General features: G+C 68.8%; 16 protein-coding genes and 1 tRNA gene. 11 read left to right on the forward strand and 6 right to left on the reverse strand.

Annotated elements, in window-relative coordinates; genetic code table 11:
• Positions 1-92 precede the first annotated feature (92 nt).
• The 3 genes from PYV02_RS02310 (at position 93) to PYV02_RS02320 (ending at position 3,913) form a co-directional block, all read left to right on the forward strand.
• The gene (locus PYV02_RS02310; protein WP_275755791.1) at positions 93-1,538 is read left to right on the forward strand and encodes an APC family permease; all 1,446 of its coding nucleotides are present in this window, start codon (positions 93-95) and stop codon (positions 1,536-1,538) included.
• A 29-nt stretch (positions 1,539-1,567) separates the two neighbouring features.
• Positions 1,568-1,909, forward strand: a complete 342-nt coding sequence (locus tag PYV02_RS02315; RefSeq protein ID WP_275755793.1) for a carboxymuconolactone decarboxylase family protein — start codon at positions 1,568-1,570, stop codon at positions 1,907-1,909.
• Positions 1,910-2,464: 555 nt separating this feature from the next.
• Complete coding sequence (locus PYV02_RS02320; protein WP_275755795.1) at positions 2,465-3,913, forward strand: serine hydrolase domain-containing protein; 1,449 nt, start codon at positions 2,465-2,467, stop codon at positions 3,911-3,913.
• A gap of 36 nt (positions 3,914-3,949) precedes the next feature.
• Here the strand turns inward: PYV02_RS02320 and PYV02_RS02325 are convergent, their stop codons facing one another.
• Positions 3,950-5,503: a helix-turn-helix transcriptional regulator gene (locus PYV02_RS02325; RefSeq protein ID WP_275755797.1), complete on the reverse strand. Its 1,554-nt coding sequence runs from the start codon at positions 5,501-5,503 to the stop codon at positions 3,950-3,952.
• Between the two features lie 560 nt (positions 5,504-6,063).
• On the opposite strand from PYV02_RS02325, the gene PYV02_RS02330 reads away from it, so the two are divergent.
• Positions 6,064-9,027, forward strand: coding sequence for a DUF7927 domain-containing protein (locus PYV02_RS02330; RefSeq protein ID WP_275755799.1), 2,964 nt, complete (start codon positions 6,064-6,066; stop codon positions 9,025-9,027).
• Positions 9,028-9,073: 46 nt separating this feature from the next.
• Here the strand turns inward: PYV02_RS02330 and PYV02_RS02335 are convergent, their stop codons facing one another.
• Positions 9,074-9,850, reverse strand: a complete 777-nt coding sequence (locus tag PYV02_RS02335) for an enoyl-CoA hydratase-related protein (RefSeq protein ID WP_275755802.1) — start codon at positions 9,848-9,850, stop codon at positions 9,074-9,076.
• A 94-nt stretch (positions 9,851-9,944) separates the two neighbouring features.
• On the opposite strand from PYV02_RS02335, the gene PYV02_RS02340 reads away from it, so the two are divergent.
• Entirely contained in the window at positions 9,945-10,619 is a 675-nt protein-coding gene (locus PYV02_RS02340; RefSeq protein WP_275755804.1) for a hypothetical protein, read from the forward strand.
• A 26-nt stretch (positions 10,620-10,645) separates the two neighbouring features.
• Entirely contained in the window at positions 10,646-11,902 is a 1,257-nt protein-coding gene (locus tag PYV02_RS02345; RefSeq protein ID WP_275755806.1) for an FAD-binding protein, read from the forward strand.
• 61 nt (positions 11,903-11,963) lie between these two features.
• Here the strand turns inward: PYV02_RS02345 and PYV02_RS02350 are convergent, their stop codons facing one another.
• Positions 11,964-12,221, reverse strand: a complete 258-nt coding sequence (locus tag PYV02_RS02350; RefSeq protein ID WP_275755808.1) for a hypothetical protein — start codon at positions 12,219-12,221, stop codon at positions 11,964-11,966.
• A 435-nt stretch (positions 12,222-12,656) separates the two neighbouring features.
• Here PYV02_RS02350 and PYV02_RS02355 point away from each other — a divergent pair.
• From PYV02_RS02355 to PYV02_RS02365, 3 genes are all read left to right on the forward strand, one after another.
• Positions 12,657-12,732, forward strand: a tRNA-Arg gene (locus tag PYV02_RS02355).
• A gap of 266 nt (positions 12,733-12,998) precedes the next feature.
• Positions 12,999-13,865: an AraC family transcriptional regulator gene (locus PYV02_RS02360; protein ID WP_275755810.1), complete on the forward strand. Its 867-nt coding sequence runs from the start codon at positions 12,999-13,001 to the stop codon at positions 13,863-13,865.
• A 66-nt stretch (positions 13,866-13,931) separates the two neighbouring features.
• Positions 13,932-14,240: a hypothetical protein gene (locus PYV02_RS02365; RefSeq protein WP_275755811.1), complete on the forward strand. Its 309-nt coding sequence runs from the start codon at positions 13,932-13,934 to the stop codon at positions 14,238-14,240.
• Positions 14,241-14,242: 2 nt separating this feature from the next.
• On the opposite strand, the gene PYV02_RS02370 is transcribed toward PYV02_RS02365, so the two are convergent.
• Positions 14,243-15,607 carry a TrkH family potassium uptake protein gene (locus tag PYV02_RS02370; protein ID WP_275755813.1) on the reverse strand — a complete coding sequence of 455 codons (1,365 nt, stop codon included), beginning with the start codon at positions 15,605-15,607 and terminating at the stop codon, positions 14,243-14,245.
• A gap of 71 nt (positions 15,608-15,678) precedes the next feature.
• Between PYV02_RS02370 and PYV02_RS02375 the strand changes: the two genes are divergently transcribed.
• Entirely contained in the window at positions 15,679-16,587 is a 909-nt protein-coding gene (locus PYV02_RS02375; protein ID WP_275755816.1) for a pseudouridine-5'-phosphate glycosidase, read from the forward strand.
• Entirely contained in the window at positions 16,584-17,429 is an 846-nt protein-coding gene (locus PYV02_RS02380) for a carbohydrate kinase family protein (RefSeq protein ID WP_275755818.1), read from the forward strand. Before PYV02_RS02375 ends, PYV02_RS02380 begins: the two co-directional genes overlap by 4 nt.
• Here PYV02_RS02380 and PYV02_RS02385 read toward each other — a convergent pair.
• Entirely contained in the window at positions 17,404-18,738 is a 1,335-nt protein-coding gene (locus tag PYV02_RS02385) for a cryptochrome/photolyase family protein (RefSeq protein ID WP_275755820.1), read from the reverse strand. The genes PYV02_RS02380 and PYV02_RS02385 overlap by 26 nt on opposite strands.
• Positions 18,735-19,175, reverse strand: coding sequence for a MarR family winged helix-turn-helix transcriptional regulator (locus PYV02_RS02390; RefSeq protein ID WP_275755822.1), 441 nt, complete (start codon positions 19,173-19,175; stop codon positions 18,735-18,737). Before PYV02_RS02390 ends, PYV02_RS02385 begins: the two co-directional genes overlap by 4 nt.
• Positions 19,176-19,230: the final 55 nt, after the last annotated feature.

Genomic DNA, 19,230 nt, shown 5'->3' on the forward strand with positions numbered 1-19,230 from the left:
TGTTGATACTATCCGAAATTGTCAACAACCGTTGATGCGTTCAACCGCATGTTAGATCCAGTTGCAATGAGGCAACTGATGAGCGAGGAGACATGGCTACCACTGCACAGGCACCCGAAACCCATGTCGGGGTCAATCAGGACAACTTGAAGCGCACCATCACCACCCCGCAGGCGACAGGGGTGGCCTTCAACCAGATCGTCGGAGGCGGCATCGTCTCGCTGACGGGTGTCGCCATCGCGATGACCGGCGGCGGGGTGCCGATCGCGTTCATCATCGCCGCCCTGTCGATCATCATCGTGTCGCTGCCGTACGCGGCGATCGGGTCGGCGATGCCCGTCACGGGCGGCGGATACACCTACGCCAGCCGGCTGCTGCATCCGATCGTCGGCTACGCGAACATGTTCGTCATGGTGCTCGCGCAGGCGAGCCTCGGCATCTACGGCATCGCGGCGGGCCAGTACATGAACAGTCTGAACCCGTGGTTCGACCCCACCGTCACCGCGGTGGTGCTGATCAGTTTCTTCTTCGTCGCCAACCTGCTGGGTGCGGCGATCGGCGCGCGCCTGGGCCTCGTCATGTCGGCGCTCATGCTCGCCGGGTTCGGACTCTTCATCGTCGTGGGACTCAGCCAGGTCGACTGGGTGAACTATCCGCCGGTCATGCCGGATGGGCTGCCCGGCCTGCTGCAGGCAGCGGCGCTGCTGACCTTCGCCACGGGCGGGGCGACCGTCGTCGTCGAGCTCGGCGGCGAGATGAAGCACCCCGGCCGCACGATCCCGGTCGCCGTCGTCGGTGGCACGATCCTCGCCGCGGTGATGTACGTGCTCGTCTCGATCGTCGCGGCGGGCATCCTCCCGATCGACCAGGTGGCGGGTCAGCCGCTCAGCCTCGTCGCGGGCGAATTCCTGCCCCCCGTCGCGCTCGAGTTCTTCATCCTCGGCGGCGCCATGATGGCCGTGATCAGCACCATGAACGCCCAGCTGCTCACCGGCTCCAAGAGCATGCTCGCCGCGGTCGATGACGGGTGGTTCCCGAGCAAGATCGGGGCCGTCAACAAGCGATTCGGCACCCCGCACTTCCTGCTCATGGGTCTCTTCCTCATCGGCCTGGCTCCGGTCGTCTTCAAGGTTCCGCTCGACGTGCTCGCGAGCTCCGTCGCCGGCGTCGCGCAGATCCTGTTCGTGCTGGTGCTGCTCGCCTCGCTGCGGCTGCGCTACGCGCATCCGGAGCTCATCGCGGCGGCGCCGTTCAAGCTCGACGCCCGCGTGCACTGGATTCTGGCGGTGGTCGGCATCGCGATCTGCGGGTACCAGTCCTACATGCTCATCAGCATGAGCATGACGTTCGAGCTGACGATTGTGCTGGGGGTCGCCGTGGTGATCGCGGCGGTCTGGGGCGCCATCCGCTACCCGAAGGTCAAGCGCGTGATCGCTGCCCGCCTCGCCGCCAGCGGATCCGTCGACGCCGAGCCGATCGTGCTCGACGCCGATGCCGAGCGGGATGGCGCGGCAGCGGATGCCCGGCTGGCCGAGTGACAACCACCCTGAGAAAGGACGCATCCCCGATGACCCCGACGAGTGAGACGCCCACGCAAGGCGAACTGGTCCGGGCGCTGCGCACCGCCGCGCCCGACACCTTCGCGAAGCTCATGGCATTCGACGACGCTGCGCTGCGGGCCGAAGGCAACGTCCTTCCTCGCAAGTACGTGGAGTTGATGGCGATCGCGGTCGCCCTCACCACCCAGTGCGAGGGTTGCATCGACGCTCACACGGCGAGCGCGAAGCGCGAGGGCGCGACGGAGGAGGAACTGGCCGAGACGGTCTTCGTCGCGACGGCCCTGCGCGCGGGGGCGGCGCTCACGCACGGGCTGAAGTCGGTGCGGGCATACCACTCCGCCGCGCACTGAACGAGCGGATGCGGCGGGCGTGCCGAGAGGTGCGTCCGCCGCATCGCACCTGTTCAGCTCCACTGCCGGAACCGAATCCACGACGGCAGGACCTGACAGCGCCGCCGGACTCCGCTCCAAGAATCCCGGCCAGTGGCGCTGTTCGCTCCCGTTGGTCGACTCGCCATCAGAAGACGCCCGACGTCACTCCGTCGAGGGTGGAGTCGAGCCCGGGCTCGAAGGAGTCAGCGAGGTCGCAGCTCGGCTGTATGGCGTGCTCCATGGTGAAGCGCACGAGCGACGGGTGCTGCTCGGGCGAGAGGGACGATCACGGGTTCGAGTCCGAGACTTGACATCCCCGACCCTTCCTGCTTGGTTAGTTACACAACTAACTAACCAATGAACTCAACGAAGGCGGTCGGACGACCGTCGCCGCGATGCGCGAGCAGGAGTCCCTGTCTCGCACCGATCTCGCCGCGTTCATCGTCGCCGTCGTTCACATCGTCGCTCGAACGCGGCCGCCATTGCCGCTCGAGACCGTGGCGGTCTTCACGCTCCCCTCGAAGGAGAAACCGAATGAACTTCCGTGCCCTGCTGTCGATCCTCGCGCTCGGCCTGAGCGTCGCCGCACCTGCTGCCCTCGGGGTCGCCTCGCCGCCGACCGCCCCGGCGGGGCCGATCGAGGAGTTGATCGACCGCGAGATGCCCTCCTCCGGTGCGCCGGGCCTGGCGTACACCGTCGTGCAGAGCGGCGAGATCGCCGCGGCGGGCGCGCGTGGCGTCCTCGAGATCGGTGGCGAGGCCACGGTCACGCCCGACACTCCCTTCGTGATCGGCTCGATCTCCAAGAGCTTCACGGCGCTCGCGGTGATGCAACTCGTCGAGGCCGGCGAGGTCGACCTGGATGCCGAGATCTCGCGGTACCTCGACGGCTTCTCCGGTCGCACCTCCGGCACGATCACGGTGCGACAGCTACTGAGTCACACGAGTGGCTTCTCCACCGGTCAAGGGAACGCCTCGCATCCGGACGCCCCGGCGGAGAAGGATGCGCTCGCGCGCGGGGTCGCCCAGCTCACGGAGGTGACTCCCGCCCACGAACCCGGCTCCATGTGGGAGTACTCGAACGCGAACTACGAGATCCTGGGTCGCCTGATCGAGGTCGTGAGCGGCGAGGACTATCAGACCTACATGACGACCCACATCCTGGAGCCGGTCGGCATGCACGACAGCTTCGTCGCGGACGGCGAGGTCCACGGCTCCGCGACGACCGGCCACGTGCCGTGGTTCGGCACAAAGATCCCGGTGGCCGACGGCCCGACCGACCGCGCGACGGCACCCCAGGGTGGCATCTTCGCCAGTGCCAACGATGTCGCGCGCTATCTGCGGATGATGATGAACGACGAGGACGATGTGCTGAGCGCCGACGGCAAGGCGCAGATGATGCGCCCGGTGAGCGATGTCTCGCCGTTCTATGGCTTCGGCTGGTACGTGGAACCCGATGGCTCGGTCTGGCACACCGGGGTGAGCCCGGGCGTCGAGACCCTTGCGACGATGATCCCCGCCGAGAAGACCGCGGCCATCGTGCTCGTCAACGCCGGCAGCGGGATGGGCTTCGAGGAAACCGACGCCCTCCGCATCGGCATCTCCGACACGGCGCTCGGCCTTCACTACTACGACGGCTCGTCGGCTTGGACCCGCCAGGTGCTGTTCCTCGGTGTCGTGGCGCTGCCCATCGTCTACCTGCTCAGCATGGTTTGGGCATGGCTGCGACGCACCAAGATCCGCGCCAAGACCCGGTCGGGCCTTGCCGGCCTCTTCAGCCTGTGGTTTCCGCTGCTGACCACGATCGCCGCCGCCTGGGTGCTCCTCGGTGTGGTGCCGAGCCTGAACGGCACTCCGATCACGTATTGGGCGCTCTTCCAGCCCGATGTCGTCCTGGCGTTCGTCGCCTCGGCGGTGACCGGCGTGGTGTGGGCCGGGTTCCGACTCGTGGTGGCCTACACCGGGAGGGCAAGACCCGCCTGAGACGTCTGCCGGCCGCGCGCGACCTCAGCCGGGCTGTCAGGTCTCTGTGCCCGGGATGCCGTCGTTGTGGTGCCAACGGACCAACCCCTGCTGGTTGGCGAGGGCCGCTGCTTCCAAGCGGTTGCTCACACCGAGCTTCTTGTAGATGCGCTTGACGTGGGTCTTCACGGTGTTCACGGAGGTGAAGTCCGTCGTGGCGATCTCGGCAATGGTGCGGCGGTCGACGAGGTGCTGCAAGATGACCTTCTCGCGCTCCGTGAGTTCGATGAGCTCGATGCCCGCCGGAGAGGTGTGGTCGAACTGCGAATCGAACTCGAGCCCGGCCAACGCGAAGAGGTCGCGAACGTCTTGCGGGCGCTGCCGCGCAAGAATCGAAGGCAGCGCTGCAGGCTCTCCGGCGGTGACGATCGTGAACGAGCGCAGAGCTGCGTCGGTCTCGCCCAGTCTCATACGCGCAATGGCATGGACGATTGTCGCCTCCCACATGTCCTTCAAGGGAGCGAGGACGCGGCGCATCGCGCGAGCGGACACGCGCGCCGCGGCGATGTCGTTGCCCGCCAGCAGATGAGTGCGCGCCACGGGCACGAGGGAGCGGATGGGGCTGCCGAGGTCCTTGGTCAGCCTGATCACGAGCCCTCCTTCGCCGCCGGCGACGAGGGTGTCGAGGTAGGCCCGGAACACGATGTGGTCGGCAATGGGCTCCACCGCGATGTTGATCCCGCGCTCGAATCCGATGCGCTTGAAGCGCTGGTAGGCGCTGACCGGTTCGTTGCGAGCGAGGTCGTACTGGGTGAGCGCATACAACTGGTACGGCCACAGTTCGAATCTGTCGCCCGCCCCCGCCAGGTGCTGCGCGTGCTTGTCGGCGGCTTCCAGATCCAGCGCATCGGTCGCGAGAACGGTCGAGGCGATCGTCGACCCGATGGTGATGAGGTCGCGGCACCACCCGGGAAGCGCGTTCGGGTCGCCCGCGCGGTCGATCCAGGCGCATGCGGCGTCCGGGTACCCCTCGATCGCGGCGAGCATCGCGGCGTTCGCTGCGGCGTTCACCTTCGCAAAGTGTCGGAACGGCGGGTCGCCTCCATCGCGGTATGACTCGGTGAACAGTTGCATTGCGGCATCGGGGGAGCCGGCCAGCAGCGCGGTGATTCCTCGCTGGAGCGCGACGTGTCCAGGGCGGTCGAGATCGTCTCGGATGTGTCGTGTCACGGTAGCTCGAAGACCCGCGTCGCGGGTGAGATTGCCGAGCTTCTCGGAGATCAGCACAGCGTTGTCGAAACGACCTTCCCATCGGGCGCCGATCATGAGTGTCACGAACCAGCGAGCTGCCAGCGTCGAGTTCTGCCGTGCGGTGAGGATCTCCTGCCGCGCGCGAACGTACCGATAGCGCTCGAGCAGGGCGGCTTGGTCGCCGCCTTCGGCATGACTCCCGCTCAGCATGCTCGCGGCGATCGCGGCACCGGTGAGAACGTGGGGACGCTCGAGGAGCTCTTCATCGCTCAGACGCTCGAACAACTCGAGGATCTCGCGAGCATGAGGCTGGTCGAGGTCGTACCACCGCTCGAGCAGCATCGCTTCTGCGGGAAACATCGGCGGCGGTAGCGGACCTGCAGGTGCTGCGGGTGCACTGTCAGCCGCGGCGGCGTGATCGATCCGTTCATGGACATCCATCGATACGACTCCCCAAGTTGTCTCGACGCGGTTGTGACGCTGCCGTATACCGTCGAGCGTATACACAACATCGGTGTCGAGCTTGCCCCATCCAGCCCCCCTCTCCGCCACGGTCTTGCCGCAGGCACGTCCCACCGCGGAACGCCCCGACCAGGTCCGACCAGGCGCCTCGGATCAGGGGGTATTTCGGGGGTGACATTGCTGGACTCGCTATTGGAAGCGCCGCTCGGCCCGCTTACATGAAGGTGCGGTTGGGGCCGTAGCTGATCGACCAGCACGGGGCCCGCTCCCGAATCCGCGCTGCTTCCGTCTTGCAGGGTCCACGCATGCCCGCGCGACGTTGCGGTGCGTTCAGGAACTGACCACTGACCGCCGACCCCGTCACACGGACGGAGGCTTCGACGGAGTGGAAGCAGAGACAACACGTGCGACGCACAGCACCGAGAGACCTATCGCCGGGAGGGCTCCGCGCCCTGGCGATGACCGCATCCGGAGCGCTCGTGGCGGGCATGGCTGTCGCGGTGACGCTGGTCGGCACAACCGCAGCGGTGGCGGTTCCGGGTTCTCCCGGCGTTCCGGATGACCCGACGGTGCTGTACACGGAGGACTTCGAGAACGCGCCCGGCCAGAACCTGAGTATCACCGACTACGTCTCGGCGGGCGGTGTCGAATACTCAGCCTCAGCGTTCTGGTCTAACAGAGCCGAGTGCAACGGCTTTGTGACCAGCGTGTCGACGCCCACGAACACCACCGATTGCACCGTTGCAGACTTCGGCAGCGCATCGCGTCGGCTCAGCTTCCAGAACACGGTCCGACAGATGGTCAGTGCGATCGCCGCTCTCAACGGCGGAAGCCCGCAGACGAACTCCGGACTTGCGGAGCTCGCGAACTCGCGGGCACCAAGCGGAGAGGTCGTGTTTCAGACCGACGACCTCATCCCGTTCTCGTCGCCCAACCGCTTCGTGACGTTCTCTGTCAACGCTGCCGCGACCACATGCGGTCGTGCCCAGGCGAATCTCGAGTTCTTCGCGGTGAACGAAGTCGGGCTCGAGACGCCGTTGAACGACACGCCGCTGAATCCCTGTACGCAGGGCGGGGTCATCGGCGCGACGACATCGATCAACACCGGACCGATCTACGGCGCCACGTTGTACTCGCAACGATCGGTGCTGCTCGACGGCTCCGCGCTGGGTGTGATCCTTCGCAACATGACGAGTTCGACCGACGGCAATGGCAATGATTACGCGATCGACGACATCCGAGTGCTGGATGTGACGCCGCAGCTGGACAAGTCGTTCTCGCCGTCGCGGGTCCCATCAGGTGGCACCTCGACGCTGACCTTGACGGTCACCAACACGTCCGAGCTTGCCGAGAAGGACGGCTGGGGGTTCACCGACACGCTCGCTGGGGGCCTCGTGATCGCCGATCCGGCGAACGTCGGGGGCACGTGTCAGGCCACGGTCGACGCGACGGCGGGCGGAGACACTGTGAGCGTCACCGACGGTGTGCTGTCGTCGGGCGAAGAGTCATGCACGATCACCGTCGACGTCACGAGCACCATCGATCCGGCTTTGGGGTCGACGACCGTCACCTACGAGAACGGCGCCGACAACATCTCCGACCAGATCGGGATCGACAACCCGGGGACGACGACAGTCGAGTTCTTCATCGAGCCGACGCTGGAACTGACGAAGCTGAGCGACGCCACCGTGGAGACCCGCGTGGGCGACACAGTCACCTACACCGTGACGGCGACCAACACCGGAACCGCCGACTACACGGCGTCCGATCCGGCGGTGGTCTTCGACGACCTAGCAGGTGTGCTCGACGACGCTGACTACAACACGGATGCCACGGCCGACCAGCCCGGAACGATCTCATACGCCGAGCCGCTGCTGTCGTGGGTGGGCGCGCTGCCCGTGGGGGCGAGCGTCGAGCTCAGCTACACGGTCACCGTGAAAGCCGGCGGCGACGGCGCGGTCAAGAATGTCGCCTGGCAGCCGACCGACCCCCAGAACCCGGTGACCCCCGTCTGCGACGACAGTCCCGATGCGACCACGGGCGAGGCCTGCGCCGTCGAGGAATGGGAGCTTCCCAAGCTCACGATCGAGAAGCGCGCCGACCGCACGGAGCTTCCCGCCGTCGGCGAGAGCGTCGCGTACGAGGTCGTTGTCACCAACGTCGGCCCGGGCGACTACACGGCATCGAACCCGGCAACCTTCGTGGATGATCTGAGCGAGGTTCTGGACGACGCGACGTTCGACAACAGCAGCGTCTCGGCATCCACTGGCACCGTGTCGTACAGCGCGCCCGAGCTGTCGTGGTCCGGTGTGCTCGCCTCCGGTGAGTCGGCGACCGTCAGGTACACGGTGACCTACGCCGGTGCGGGAGATGCTGTGCTCAAGAACACCGCCTGTGTGACGGCGGCGGAGACCCTGGCTGGTGCCGACTCGTGCGACTACGTGACCGTGCCCGGCGCGCTGCTGTCACAGTGGAAGAGTGTGGAGTCCTCCGACTCTCCTGCCGTCTCCGGCAGCGTTCTCACGTACACGCTTCACTTCGGCAACGACGGGTCTGTGGCAGGGACTGTCGACTCGATCGACTCCCTGGCACGCGTGCTCGATGACGCGGACGTGACCACGGAACCGGTGGCCTCTGCGGGGCTGACAGCGGCGCGCACTGGCGACACGATCCTGATCACCGGCACCGTTCAGCCGGGGGAGACGGGCACGGTCACGTACGCGGTGACGGTCAAGCCCTACGGTCAGCGCGGCGATGACCGCCTCGCGAACTTCCTGCTCGATTCCGGGCAAGAAGTCCCCGAGTCGTGCGTGACCACCCACCCGGAACGGCCGGATTGCACGGTCGACCACGTCGCCGACGTCGTCGTGACCAAGAGCAGCGACCCCGAGTCGGGCACCGCCGTCACCGCCGGCGACGAGGTGACGTACACGCTGACCTTCACCAACGTATCCACGAATCCCGAGTCGGCTCCCGTGGCCGTCGACTACACCGACGACATGTCGGGCGTGCTCGATGACGCGACGATCACCAAGGAAGCCGCTGCCGCCGGAACGCTGGAGGTGCGGCGGGACGGGTCCACGCTCCGGATCACCGGCACGGTCCCCTCGGGCGAGGCGTTGACCGTCATCTACACCGTGACGGTCAGCGCCGATGCGAAACAGGGCGACAGTGTGCTCGGCAATGTCGTGGCCGTCACCGGAGAAGACCCGGTCTGCATCGAAGGCTCTGCGCTGTGCACCGAGCATCCGATCACGCCGACCCCGGCTTCTGCCGCGGCTTCGGGATGGCTGGCGTTCACCGGCGGGACGTTCAGCCCGTGGCCGCTGCTGATGGTGATCCTGGTGCCGCTGGGCGCCGGACTCGTCGCACTCGCGGCGGTCCGTCGCAAACGGGCTGGCAGGGCAGATGCAGACAGCTGAGTGAGTGACCGTTCACGCCAACCAGCCGATCTCGCAGTAGGCGCCGTCAGCGCTGTGCCGTGCCGAACCGCGGCGCGCGGCGCTCGCGGAACGCGGCGACTCCCTCGGCGAAGTCCGACGAGCCGAGCAGGTGCAGCTGTCCGGTCCGCTCCGCCGCGAGGGCGCCATCCAGGTCCCCGAGCGACAGCGCGTTGATCGCCTGCTTCGTGTGTGCGAGCGCCTGCGGGGCGCCGCCAGCGAGGATGCCGACGATCCGCTGAACCTCGTCCTCGAGCTGTTCGGGAGCCACCGCCGCCGCGACGAGGCCGAGCTCCAGCGCGCGGTCGGCGGGCACCCGCTCGGCGAGCAGCGCCATCCGCATCGCCGCAGCACGCCCGATTCCAGCGGCGGCGAGCGCCGATGCTCCGCCGTCTGGCATGAGACCGATCTTGGTGAAGCCGAGCAGCAGATAGGCCGAGGTCGACATGATCGGCAGATCCGCGGCGAGCGCGAGCGAGAGACCCATCCCGACAGCAGGCCCGTGGATCACCGAGACGACCGGGATTGCCGCAGATGCGACGGCCTTCACGAACCCGTTCGCGACGTCGATGACGCGCGCCTGCACCTCGGGCTTCCCGAGTTCGTCGTCGGCGAGGTCGGCCCCGGAGCAGAACGCCGCCCCGGTCGCGCGCAGCACCACCACGCGGGTGCCATCGGCGGTCGCGGCCTCGAACGCTGCGGCCACGGCCTCGAGCACGGGCACGGTGAGCGCGTTCATCACCTCGGGTCGATTGAGCGTGATCTCGGTGACCGCGCCGGTGCGTGAGACGAGAACGTGTTCCATCGATGGGATGCTACGGCACCGATCCACCTCCCAGGGGATTCGGATGTACGCCCGATACAGTCTCGACCGGCGTTTGTCTCGCGCCGTCCGCACTATGAACACTCATTCACTGCACCACGCCGCCCCCACGCGCCGCGCGCGGCGTCCGCGTCGAACCGATTTCGTCGTCGCCGCCACTGTGGCCCTCGTGCTCGGTCTGATCGGCGTTCCCGCCGTGCTGGCGCCCCCGCGACCGACGCAGGCCGACATCCTCGCGGCGTACGTCACGTCCCACGCGCAGACCCTGCGCGTGGCGCCCCACGCGGCGGTGCAGCCGGTGACGCGCGACACCTACTCGGCGACGCCGGGCATCCAGACCCTGGCGGCGGGCGGCACCAACTACGACTGGGCCAAGCTCGTGCTCGTGCTCGGCGGCTGGCCGATGACGGAGCAGAACGTCACCGTGATCACCCGCTGGATGCGCCAGGAGAACTACGTCGACACCTGGTGGAACCGCAACAACCCGTTGAACAACGGCTGGGGTTCCGGCGGCGGTGGCGGCACCGGCAGCTACGACAGCCTGGTGATCGCCGCCGAGAACGCGGCCGAGGCGCTGCACACGCTGGGCGGATACGCCGGCATTCGGGAGTCGCTGGCGGCATCCGCGCCGACCGCGGTCACCGAGGCGGCGATCTGGGCCTCCTCCTGGGCCACCGGACACTACAACAACGGCGCGCACTGGTCGTATGCACCGGTGCCGGTCGTGAAGGCGCCAGCAGACGCCTGGTGACGCGCTCGCGTGAGAGGATCGCTCGCGTGACTTTGAACTGGTCGGGAACCTACCGATTCACCGCCCCGCGCTTGGTCGAGGCGACGACCATCGATGAGGTGCGAGCCGCGATCGCGGCGGGCGGGCCGGTGCGTGCGCTCGGCACGCGGCACTCGTTCAACGACCTCGCCGACAGCGCGGGCACGCTCGTCACGGTCACCGACATCCCCGCCGACCCGGTGCTCGACGAGGCGAACGCGAGTGTGACGGTGAGCGCCGGCACCCGATACGGCGTGCTGGCCGCCTGGCTCGAGCAGCGTGGTTGGGCCCTGCACAACATGGGGTCGTTGCCCCACATCTCGATCGCGGGTGCCGTCGCGACGGGCACGCACGGTTCGGGCAATCGCAATGGCGCGCTGTCCACGGCAGTGCGCGCGATCGAGTTCGTCGATGCGCGGGGCGAGCTCACGGTGGTCCGGCGTGGCGATCCGGATTTCGCGGGGCTGGCGGTCGGACTCGGTGCCTATGGCGTCGTCGTGCGCGTGACGCTGGACATCGAGCCGTCGTTCCGGGTGCGGCAGGACATCTATCGGGGCATGCCGTGGGAGGCGTACCTGCAGCAGGTCGACGAGGTGATGGGCGCGGCCTACTCGGTGAGCGTCTTCACGGACTGGCTGGGCCCGACGATCGGCCAGGTGTGGCGCAAGACCCGCCTCGGCGCGGGACACGACGAGGTGCCCGATCTCTGGCTGGGTGCCGTGCGCGATCGGCACGCCGCCCAATCCCTGTTCGCCGAGGTGGATGACAACCTCACGCGGCAGGGCGGCGAACCGGGCCCATGGTCGGAGCGGCTGCCACACTTCCGGCTGGACTCCACGCCGAGCAATGGCGACGAGATCCAGACCGAGTACTTCGTCGACCGCGCGGTCGGCGCGCAGGCCCTGGGCGCGGTTCGGGCGCTCGGCGAACGGATCGCCCCCTATCTGCTCATCACCGAGCTGCGCACGGTCGCCGCCGACGACCTCTGGCTCAGCGGCGCCTACGGTCGCGACACGCTCGCCATCCACTTCACCTGGCGCAACGAACCGGATGCCGTGCGGGCCCTGCTCCCCGACCTCGAGTCCGCGCTCGCCGACTTCGATGCCCGCCCGCACTGGGGCAAGCTCAACGGCATCCCTCCGCAGACGATCGCGCACGTCACACCGCGCCTGGCCGATGCGCGCGACCTGTTCGAACGGCTCGACCCGGTCGGCACCTTCTCCAACGCTCACCTGGAGCGGTTGGGCGTGCGTGCGCCGCGATAGCGACGAGGCCGCCGCCGGAGCGATCCTCCGACGACGGCCTCGGGCCGGGCATCCATTCGACTCACCGCAGCGGCAGCGACAGGCGCAGGCTGCGCTCGGCGACGCGTTCGCGCTCGAGCCGAGCGAGCTCGAGCTCGACCCGGTTCGCGCGCCGTTCGTGCGTCTCGAGCGTGCGCGACCGCCGGCCCCACATCACGAGGGCGAGGCCGACGTGCAGCGCCAGCCGGTCGAGCAGGTTCACCCGGTGCGGCTGGTAGACCGCGACGGGTTGGGGCGGGTGGTCGTGGCGACCGGGAGCGGTCGACAACGTGGCGTTCATGATGGTGTTCCTTCGATGCTGACGGGCGCGATCCGCGGTCGGCGGTCGGCCCTGCTGTGACGCCGCTCGTGGCGGCGGAGGGTGCGGCGAGCGTCGTCAGAACGGTCGCCGTGCGGGGGCGATGACCCTCGGGATGCACGAGGACACCCGTGCACTGGGTCTGAGCTTCCTCAGCGTCGCCTCCGTCTGGACCGGCGACGCGAGGTCAGCCGATCAGCAGCCGGAGAGGACGCCGAGGAGCCCGGCGGTACGGGGCATTCCCGTCGGAATCTTGAAATTCAACACGCTCGGCTCCTTTCTTGTCATTGGCGCTCGAACACCGTATCGGGCCGAGCACGCCCGGTGCAAGCACCAACGCCGGCCAATTCGCGGTCGGCGGATCGGCCCGCCCGCAGACGCTGGTATAGTTGCACGGTCCGCTTTCGTGCGGACTCTGCGCCCGTAGCTCAGCGGATAGAGCAATTGACTACGGATCAATAGGCCGGGGGTTCAAATCCCTCCGGGCGCACCAAACGAAGAAGACCCCGCCACTTGTGGTGGGGTCTTCTTCGTTGTGTTCGTCTGGGAGGACGCGGACCCTCTCGTGGGCCCCGACCCGTGCAGTCCGGCGCGTTGCGCAGCAACGTGGCGGCGGCTCGGGTTGGGAGTCAAATCCCTCCGGGCGCACCAACGCTCGGCACCGCCCCCTGCACGAACCCCCACCCGACCGAATCGAACCGCGATAGTTGGGTGAGACGGTCGGCCCTCCCAGCAGCCTGGATGTCGAAAGGGGACACCATGATCGCCATCCTCAACCGGCTGATCGATGCCATCGAGGGCCACCTCACCGATGAGATCGACATCGCCGAGGTGGCTCGCGAACTCGGCACCACGGAGTACCACCTGCGACGCATGTTCTCGTCGCTGGCGGGGATGCCCGTCTCCGAGTACATCCGCCGACGCCGCATGACGGCGGCCGCCGCGGACGTGCTCGCCGGCGGTGAGCTGCTGGGCATCGCGGTGCGTCACGGCTACGGCTCGACCGAGGCATTCACTCGGGCGTTCCGAGCGGTGCATGGCGCGGGTCCGGGCGACGTGCGCCGAGACGGTGGTCCCCTTCGCTCACAATCACGCCTCAGGTTCCGCCTGACCGTCGAAGGGAACACTCCAATGGACACTCGGATCACCGAACGATCGGCCTTCCGGCTCGTCGGCCACGCGGCGCGCGTGCCGCTCATCCACCACGGCGCCAACCCGCACATCCAGGCGCACATCGCCTCGCTGCCGGACACCGAGCATGCTCGCCTCAAGGCGCTCGGCAATACGCAGCCGCACGGTCTGCTGCAGGTCAGCGCGGAGGTCGACCCCGACTACACCGAGGGCAGCGAACTGACCTACCTGCACGGTGTCGCCGTGAGCGAGGGGACCTCGGTGCCCGAGGACCTCGACACGATCGAGGTTCCGGCGGGCTCCTGGGCGGTGTTCCGAACCACCGGCCCGTACCCGTCGGCGCTGCAGAGCACGTGGGCGGCCACCGCCACCGAGTGGTTCCCGTCCAATCCGTGGCGTCTGAGGGAGGGGCCCTCGATCGTCGCGATCGTCGACCGGCCCGACGACTTCAGCGCCGCGACCACCGAGCTGTGGTTGCCGGTCGAGGGGGTCTAGCGTCCCCCGGGAGCAGTTTCCGGGGGCGGATGTCCTTCCCGGGGGGGGGGGGGGCAGAATCGGCGCATGGATGAGATTCTCGAGATCACGTCGCTGCGCCCCGCGCCCGGCTTGACGACCGCCGACTTCGTTGCGGCCAACGCCGACATCGATCGATACCTTCGGCGTCAGCCCGGGTTTCTCTGGCGGCGCATCGTCGAGCGTGGCGACGGCACGATCGTCGACATCGTCGCGTACGACTCCCAGGAGCACGCCGAGCGCGGCGCGGATGGCATCACCGGCGAGATGGGGAACTCGCCCGTGCACGCCGCGATCGACCAATCCAGTGTCGACTGGCAGTTCACGCGGGTGGTGCACGCCGTCGATGGCCCTTGACCTCACCCGATGATCGGTCGTTCCTCCGGCAGGTCGTAGAGCAGCTTGCGCTGCTTCAACGCGAGCGCCGCGGCGAGACCGATCGGTCCGATGCGGCCGGCGACCATGAGCACGGCGAGCACCGCCTTGCTGAAGGTGTCGAGCTCGGCGGAGAGTCCCACCGAGAGTCCGCACGTGGCGAACGCCGAGATCACCTCGAACAGGATGCGGTCCAGCCCCACCGAGGGATTCGCGGCAAGGATGAGTCCGGTCGCGCCCAGCACGAGGGTCGCGCCGAGGAAGGTGACGCTGATGGCGACGCGCAGCGTCTCGCTCGGGATCGAGCGGAACGCCACGCGCAGATCTTTGTCACCGCGCGCCTCGGCGATGATCGCGAGGAACAGCACGGCGAGGGTGGTGACCTTGATGCCGCCGGCGGTGGACGCCGAGCCGCCGCCCACGAACATGAGGGCGTCGCTCAGCAGCAGCGTGACCGGCTCCGACGCGGCGGTGTCGGTGATCGCGAACCCGCCCGAGCGCATCATCGTCGAGGCGAAGAGCGCGTTGAGCACCTTGTCGAGCGGGGATGCATCGCCGATCGTCGCCGCATTGTTCCACTCGAGCGCACCCCAGCCGATCGCCCCCACGATCAGCAGGATCGTGGTGGTGGCAAGGGTGAGCTTGGTGTGCAGGGTCCAGCGCTTCCAGTGCCATTTCGACATGATGAGCGTGAGGAACACCGGGAAGCCGAAGCTCCCGACGAACACGCCTATGGCGAGGGGCGTCAGGATCCACGGATTGCCGCTCAGCGACATGAGGCCGCCGGGGTGCACGGAGAAGCCGGCGTTGTTGAACGACGAGACCGCGTAGAACAGCGCGTTCCAGATGGCGTCCCACCAGTGCTCCTCGGTGGTGAGGAACGGCGGCACGAGCAGCGCGAACAGCACGCCCTCGATGGTCAAGGTCGTGACGACGACGATGCGCAGCAGCGTCTTCACCTCGCCGAGTTTGGAGGTGCCGATGCTCTGCTGCGCGAAGACCTTGGTGTGCAGGCCGAGGTGCCGGGTGACCGCCCGGGCGAGCAGCAGCGCGATGGTGACGATGCCGAGACCACCGGTCTGGATGGCGAGCAGGATCACGACCTGACCGAACGGGGTCCAGTGGCTGGCGGTCTCGACCGTGGTCAGGCCGGTGACGGTGAACGCCGAGACGCCCGTGAAGATCGCATCGATCAGGGGAGTGCCCTGCGGGTCCCGCGTCGAGATCGGCAGGGCCAGCAGCGCGCTGAACACCACCGCGGCGAGCACGAAGACCGCGGCGGCCGCGCGGGCCGGCGACGTGCGGGCGAAATCGCGCAGGGGATGCACGGCCTTGGCTCGTGTCTTCATGCGGATCTCACCCGGCTTCCCTCGTTCAGCGCTATGACTCTAGCCCGGCGGCTGCGCCTAGGCTTGAGGCGATGTCTGCCTTCACCGTCTCCGACGAGGTCGCCGCCGCGCTTGCCGAGCGCCGCCCGGTCGTCGCCCTCGAGTCAACGATCATCTCGCACGGCCTGCCGCGCCCCCGCAACCACGAGGCGGCCCTCGAGTTCGAGGCGATCCTGCGGGATGCCGGCGTCACCCCCGCGACGATCGCCGTGCTCGACGGGGTCCCCCGCATCGGTCTGGACGCCGAGGGCGTGCGCCGCATCTCCGAGGAGGAGCTCGCCAAGGCGAGCGTGCGCGATCTGCCCATCATCGCGGCGGCCGGGTCGAGCGCGGCGACGACGGTGGCCGCGACATCCCACCTCGCCGCGCTCGCCGGCATCCGTGTGTTCGCGACCGGGGGGCTCGGGGGCGTGCACCGCGGTGCGAACGAGACCTTCGACGAGTCCGCGGACCTCTCGACCCTCGCGGTGACCCCGATCACGGTCGTGAGCGCCGGCGTGAAGAGCGTGCTCGACATCGCGGCCACGCTCGAGCGGCTCGAGACCCTGAGCATCCCGGTGATCGGCTTCGGCACGACCGTGTTCCCGAGCTTCTGGTTGCGGGAGAGCGCCTTCACGCTCGATTGGTCGGTGGATGACGCGGCCCAGGTCGCCGCGGTCATGCACGCCCAAGACGCCCTCGGCCACGGTCAGGGCATCGTCGTGGCCAACCCCATCCCCCTGGCGCAGCAGTGGGACCCGGCCGAGCACGATCGCGTGCTCGATGAGGCGCTCGCGCTCGCCGCCGCCGAGGGCGTGACCGGCAAGGCCGTCACCCCGTTCCTGCTGCTGAAGATCGTGGAGCTCTCCGCCGGCCGCAGCCTCGAGGTCAACCTCGACCTCGCGCGCAACAACGTGCGGGTCGCGGGCGAGATCGCGACCGCGTGGGCGGCGCTGGCGTGACCCCGCGCATCCTCGTGATCGGGGATGTCATCGACGACGTCGTCGTGGTGCCCTCGGGCCCCATCCGCGTGGACACCGACACCCCGAGCACGATCCGCCGCGTGGCCGGCGGGTCGGCCGCCAACACCGCCGCGTGGCTGGCTTCGCTCGGTGACGAGGTCTCGTTCGTCGGCTGCGTGAACGCGGCCGACGTCGCCCGGCACACCGCCCTGCTCCCCGGGGTGAACGTGCACCTGACGGCGTCCGGCGCTCCGACCGGCACGATCGTGATCCTGGTCGACGGCGAACACCGCTCGATGCTCACCGAGCGCGGGGCGAACGCCGAGTTGGACCTCGGCGCGATCGACGACGCCCTCATCGGCGACCACGTGCACCTGACCGGTCACACGATGGCCGCCTCCGACGGCACCGCCTTCGCGCGGTTCATCGCGCGGGCGAAGTCGCTCGGCGCGACGGTCTCGGTGAGCCCGGGTTCGGCCGCCTACATCGCCGACCTGGGCGCCGAACGGTTCACCGAGGTGATCGCGGGCGCCGACGTGCTGTTCGCCTCGCTCGCCGAGGGCGCGGCGTTGACCGCCGCGGATCGTCCCGCGGAGGTCGCCGAGGCGCTGGGGTTCGGCACGGTGGTGCTGACCCTGGGGCGCGACGGGGTGCTCGTGGACGGGCATCCCGTGTCGGCCGTGCCCGCCGAGGTCGTCGACCCGACGGGAGCCGGAGACGCGCTGTGCGCCGGGTTCCTCGCCTCGTGGGTGCGTGACGGTGACGTGCTCGCGGCCGGGCGGCGTGGCGTGGAGGTCGCGGCCCGCGCCGTCGGCGTCATCGGCGGTCGACCGCAGCCTTGACGCGCTCGTAGGCCGCGAGTGCCGCCGTGCGCGACGCCCCGAGGTCGACGATCGGCTCCGGGTAGTCGGGCGTGCCGAACTCCGGCACCCAACGGCGCACGTACTCGCCGTCGGGGTCGAATCTGGCCGCCTGCAGCACCGGGTTGAACACACGGAAGTAGGGTGCGGCATCCAGCCCGCAGCCCGCGACCCACTGCCAGTTGCCCGGATTGGAGGCCTCGTCGGCGTCGACGAGGGTGTCCCAGAACCACTGCTCGCCGACGCGCCAGTGCACGAGCAGGTTCTTCACGAGCAGGCTCGCCGCGACCATGCGCACCCGGTTGTGCATGGTGCCGGTGTGCCACAGCTCGCGCATGCCGGCGTCGACGAGCGGGATGCCCGTGCGCCCGCGTCGCCAGGCATCCAGCACGGCGGGGTCGGGCTCCGCCCACGGGAACGCGTCGTACTGTGCCTTGACGTTGGTGGTGGCCAGTTCCGGCAGTCGGAACAGCAGCCCGGCGTTGAACTCGCGCCACCCCAGTTCACTGAGGAACTTCTCCGCGTTCGCGTGTCGGCCCTCGACCGCGTGCCAGACCTGGAACGGGCTCAGCTCGCCGAACCGCAGGTGTGCGCTCAGGCGGCTGGTCGCCTCGGCCCCCGGCTCGTCCCGGCGGTGGTAGTCGGCCAGGCCGCGCTCGGCGAAGGCTTCCAGGCGTTCGCGGGCCCCGCGCTCGCCGGGCGTCCAGGTGTCGCGCAGCCCGGCCGCCCAGTCCGGTCGGGTGGGCAGCAGCGCCCAGTCATCGAGGCGCTCGGATGCCGCGTGCCCCCATTCCACGGTCGGCACCGGGAGCGGCGCCCGCACCGGGTGCTCGAGCGCAGCCCGCCAGAACGGCGTGAACACCCGGTACGGCTCGCCCTGGGCCGTGGTGACCGTCCACGGCTCGAACAGCAGGTTGGCGTGGAAGCTGGCGACGTCGATGCCGTCGTCGCGCAGGCGCTGCTTCAGGCGGGCATCGATCGCGCGGGAGGCTCCGTAGCGGCGGTTCCAGAACACGGCCCCGGCATCCGTCTCGGCGACGAGCGCCGGGATCACCTCCTCCGCCGGACCGCGCCGCAGCACGAGCGGCGCCGTCGCCGCCAGAGCGGCGAGCGAGTGGTGCAGCCACCACCGGCTCGCGCTCCCGAGCGGTCGGATGCCGTGGCTGACCTCGTCGAGCAGATAGACGAGCACCACGGGCCCACCCCGCTCGGCCGCCGCCGCGAGCGCCGGGTTGTCGGCCAGGCGCAGGTCGTCCCGCAACCACACGAGGGTCGGGGATGCCGCGGTCATCCCTTCGCGCCGAGCCGCAGCTTGTCGCTGAGCCGGGTCAGCGTCTCGAGCTCCTCGCGGGTCAGGGCGGAGCCGACGACCTGGTGGATCGACGCCGCGTGCACCGCAGCAGCCCGCCGGAACAGCTCCATGCCCTTGTCGGTCAGGCACACGATCGTGCCTCGCCCGTCGCCCGGGTCGGCCTCCTTGGCGACCAGCCCGCGCGTCGCGAGCCGATCCACCATGCGACTCACGCTCGGCTGCGAGAGCAGCAGGTGCCGGTTGAGGTCTCGGATGCGCAGCCGCTGCTCCGGCTGGCGCGAGAGATTGAACAGCACGTCGTACTCCTTGAGCGAGAGCCCGTGCACCGGGAACTCGCTGCCGAGCTGCCGCACCACCGCAACCTGGGCCCGAAACAGCGCCTCCCAGGCGGTCACGGCGCTCCTCTTGTCGCTCACGACACCACTCTAGGCATCGGGGGTGTCAGGAGCGGAATCGTGCTCGTTAACTGGC

This window comes from Antiquaquibacter metalliresistens (genome assembly GCF_029211225.1).
In the GTDB taxonomy this organism is placed as follows: Bacteria; Actinomycetota; Actinomycetes; order Actinomycetales; family Microbacteriaceae; genus Rhodoglobus; species Rhodoglobus metalliresistens.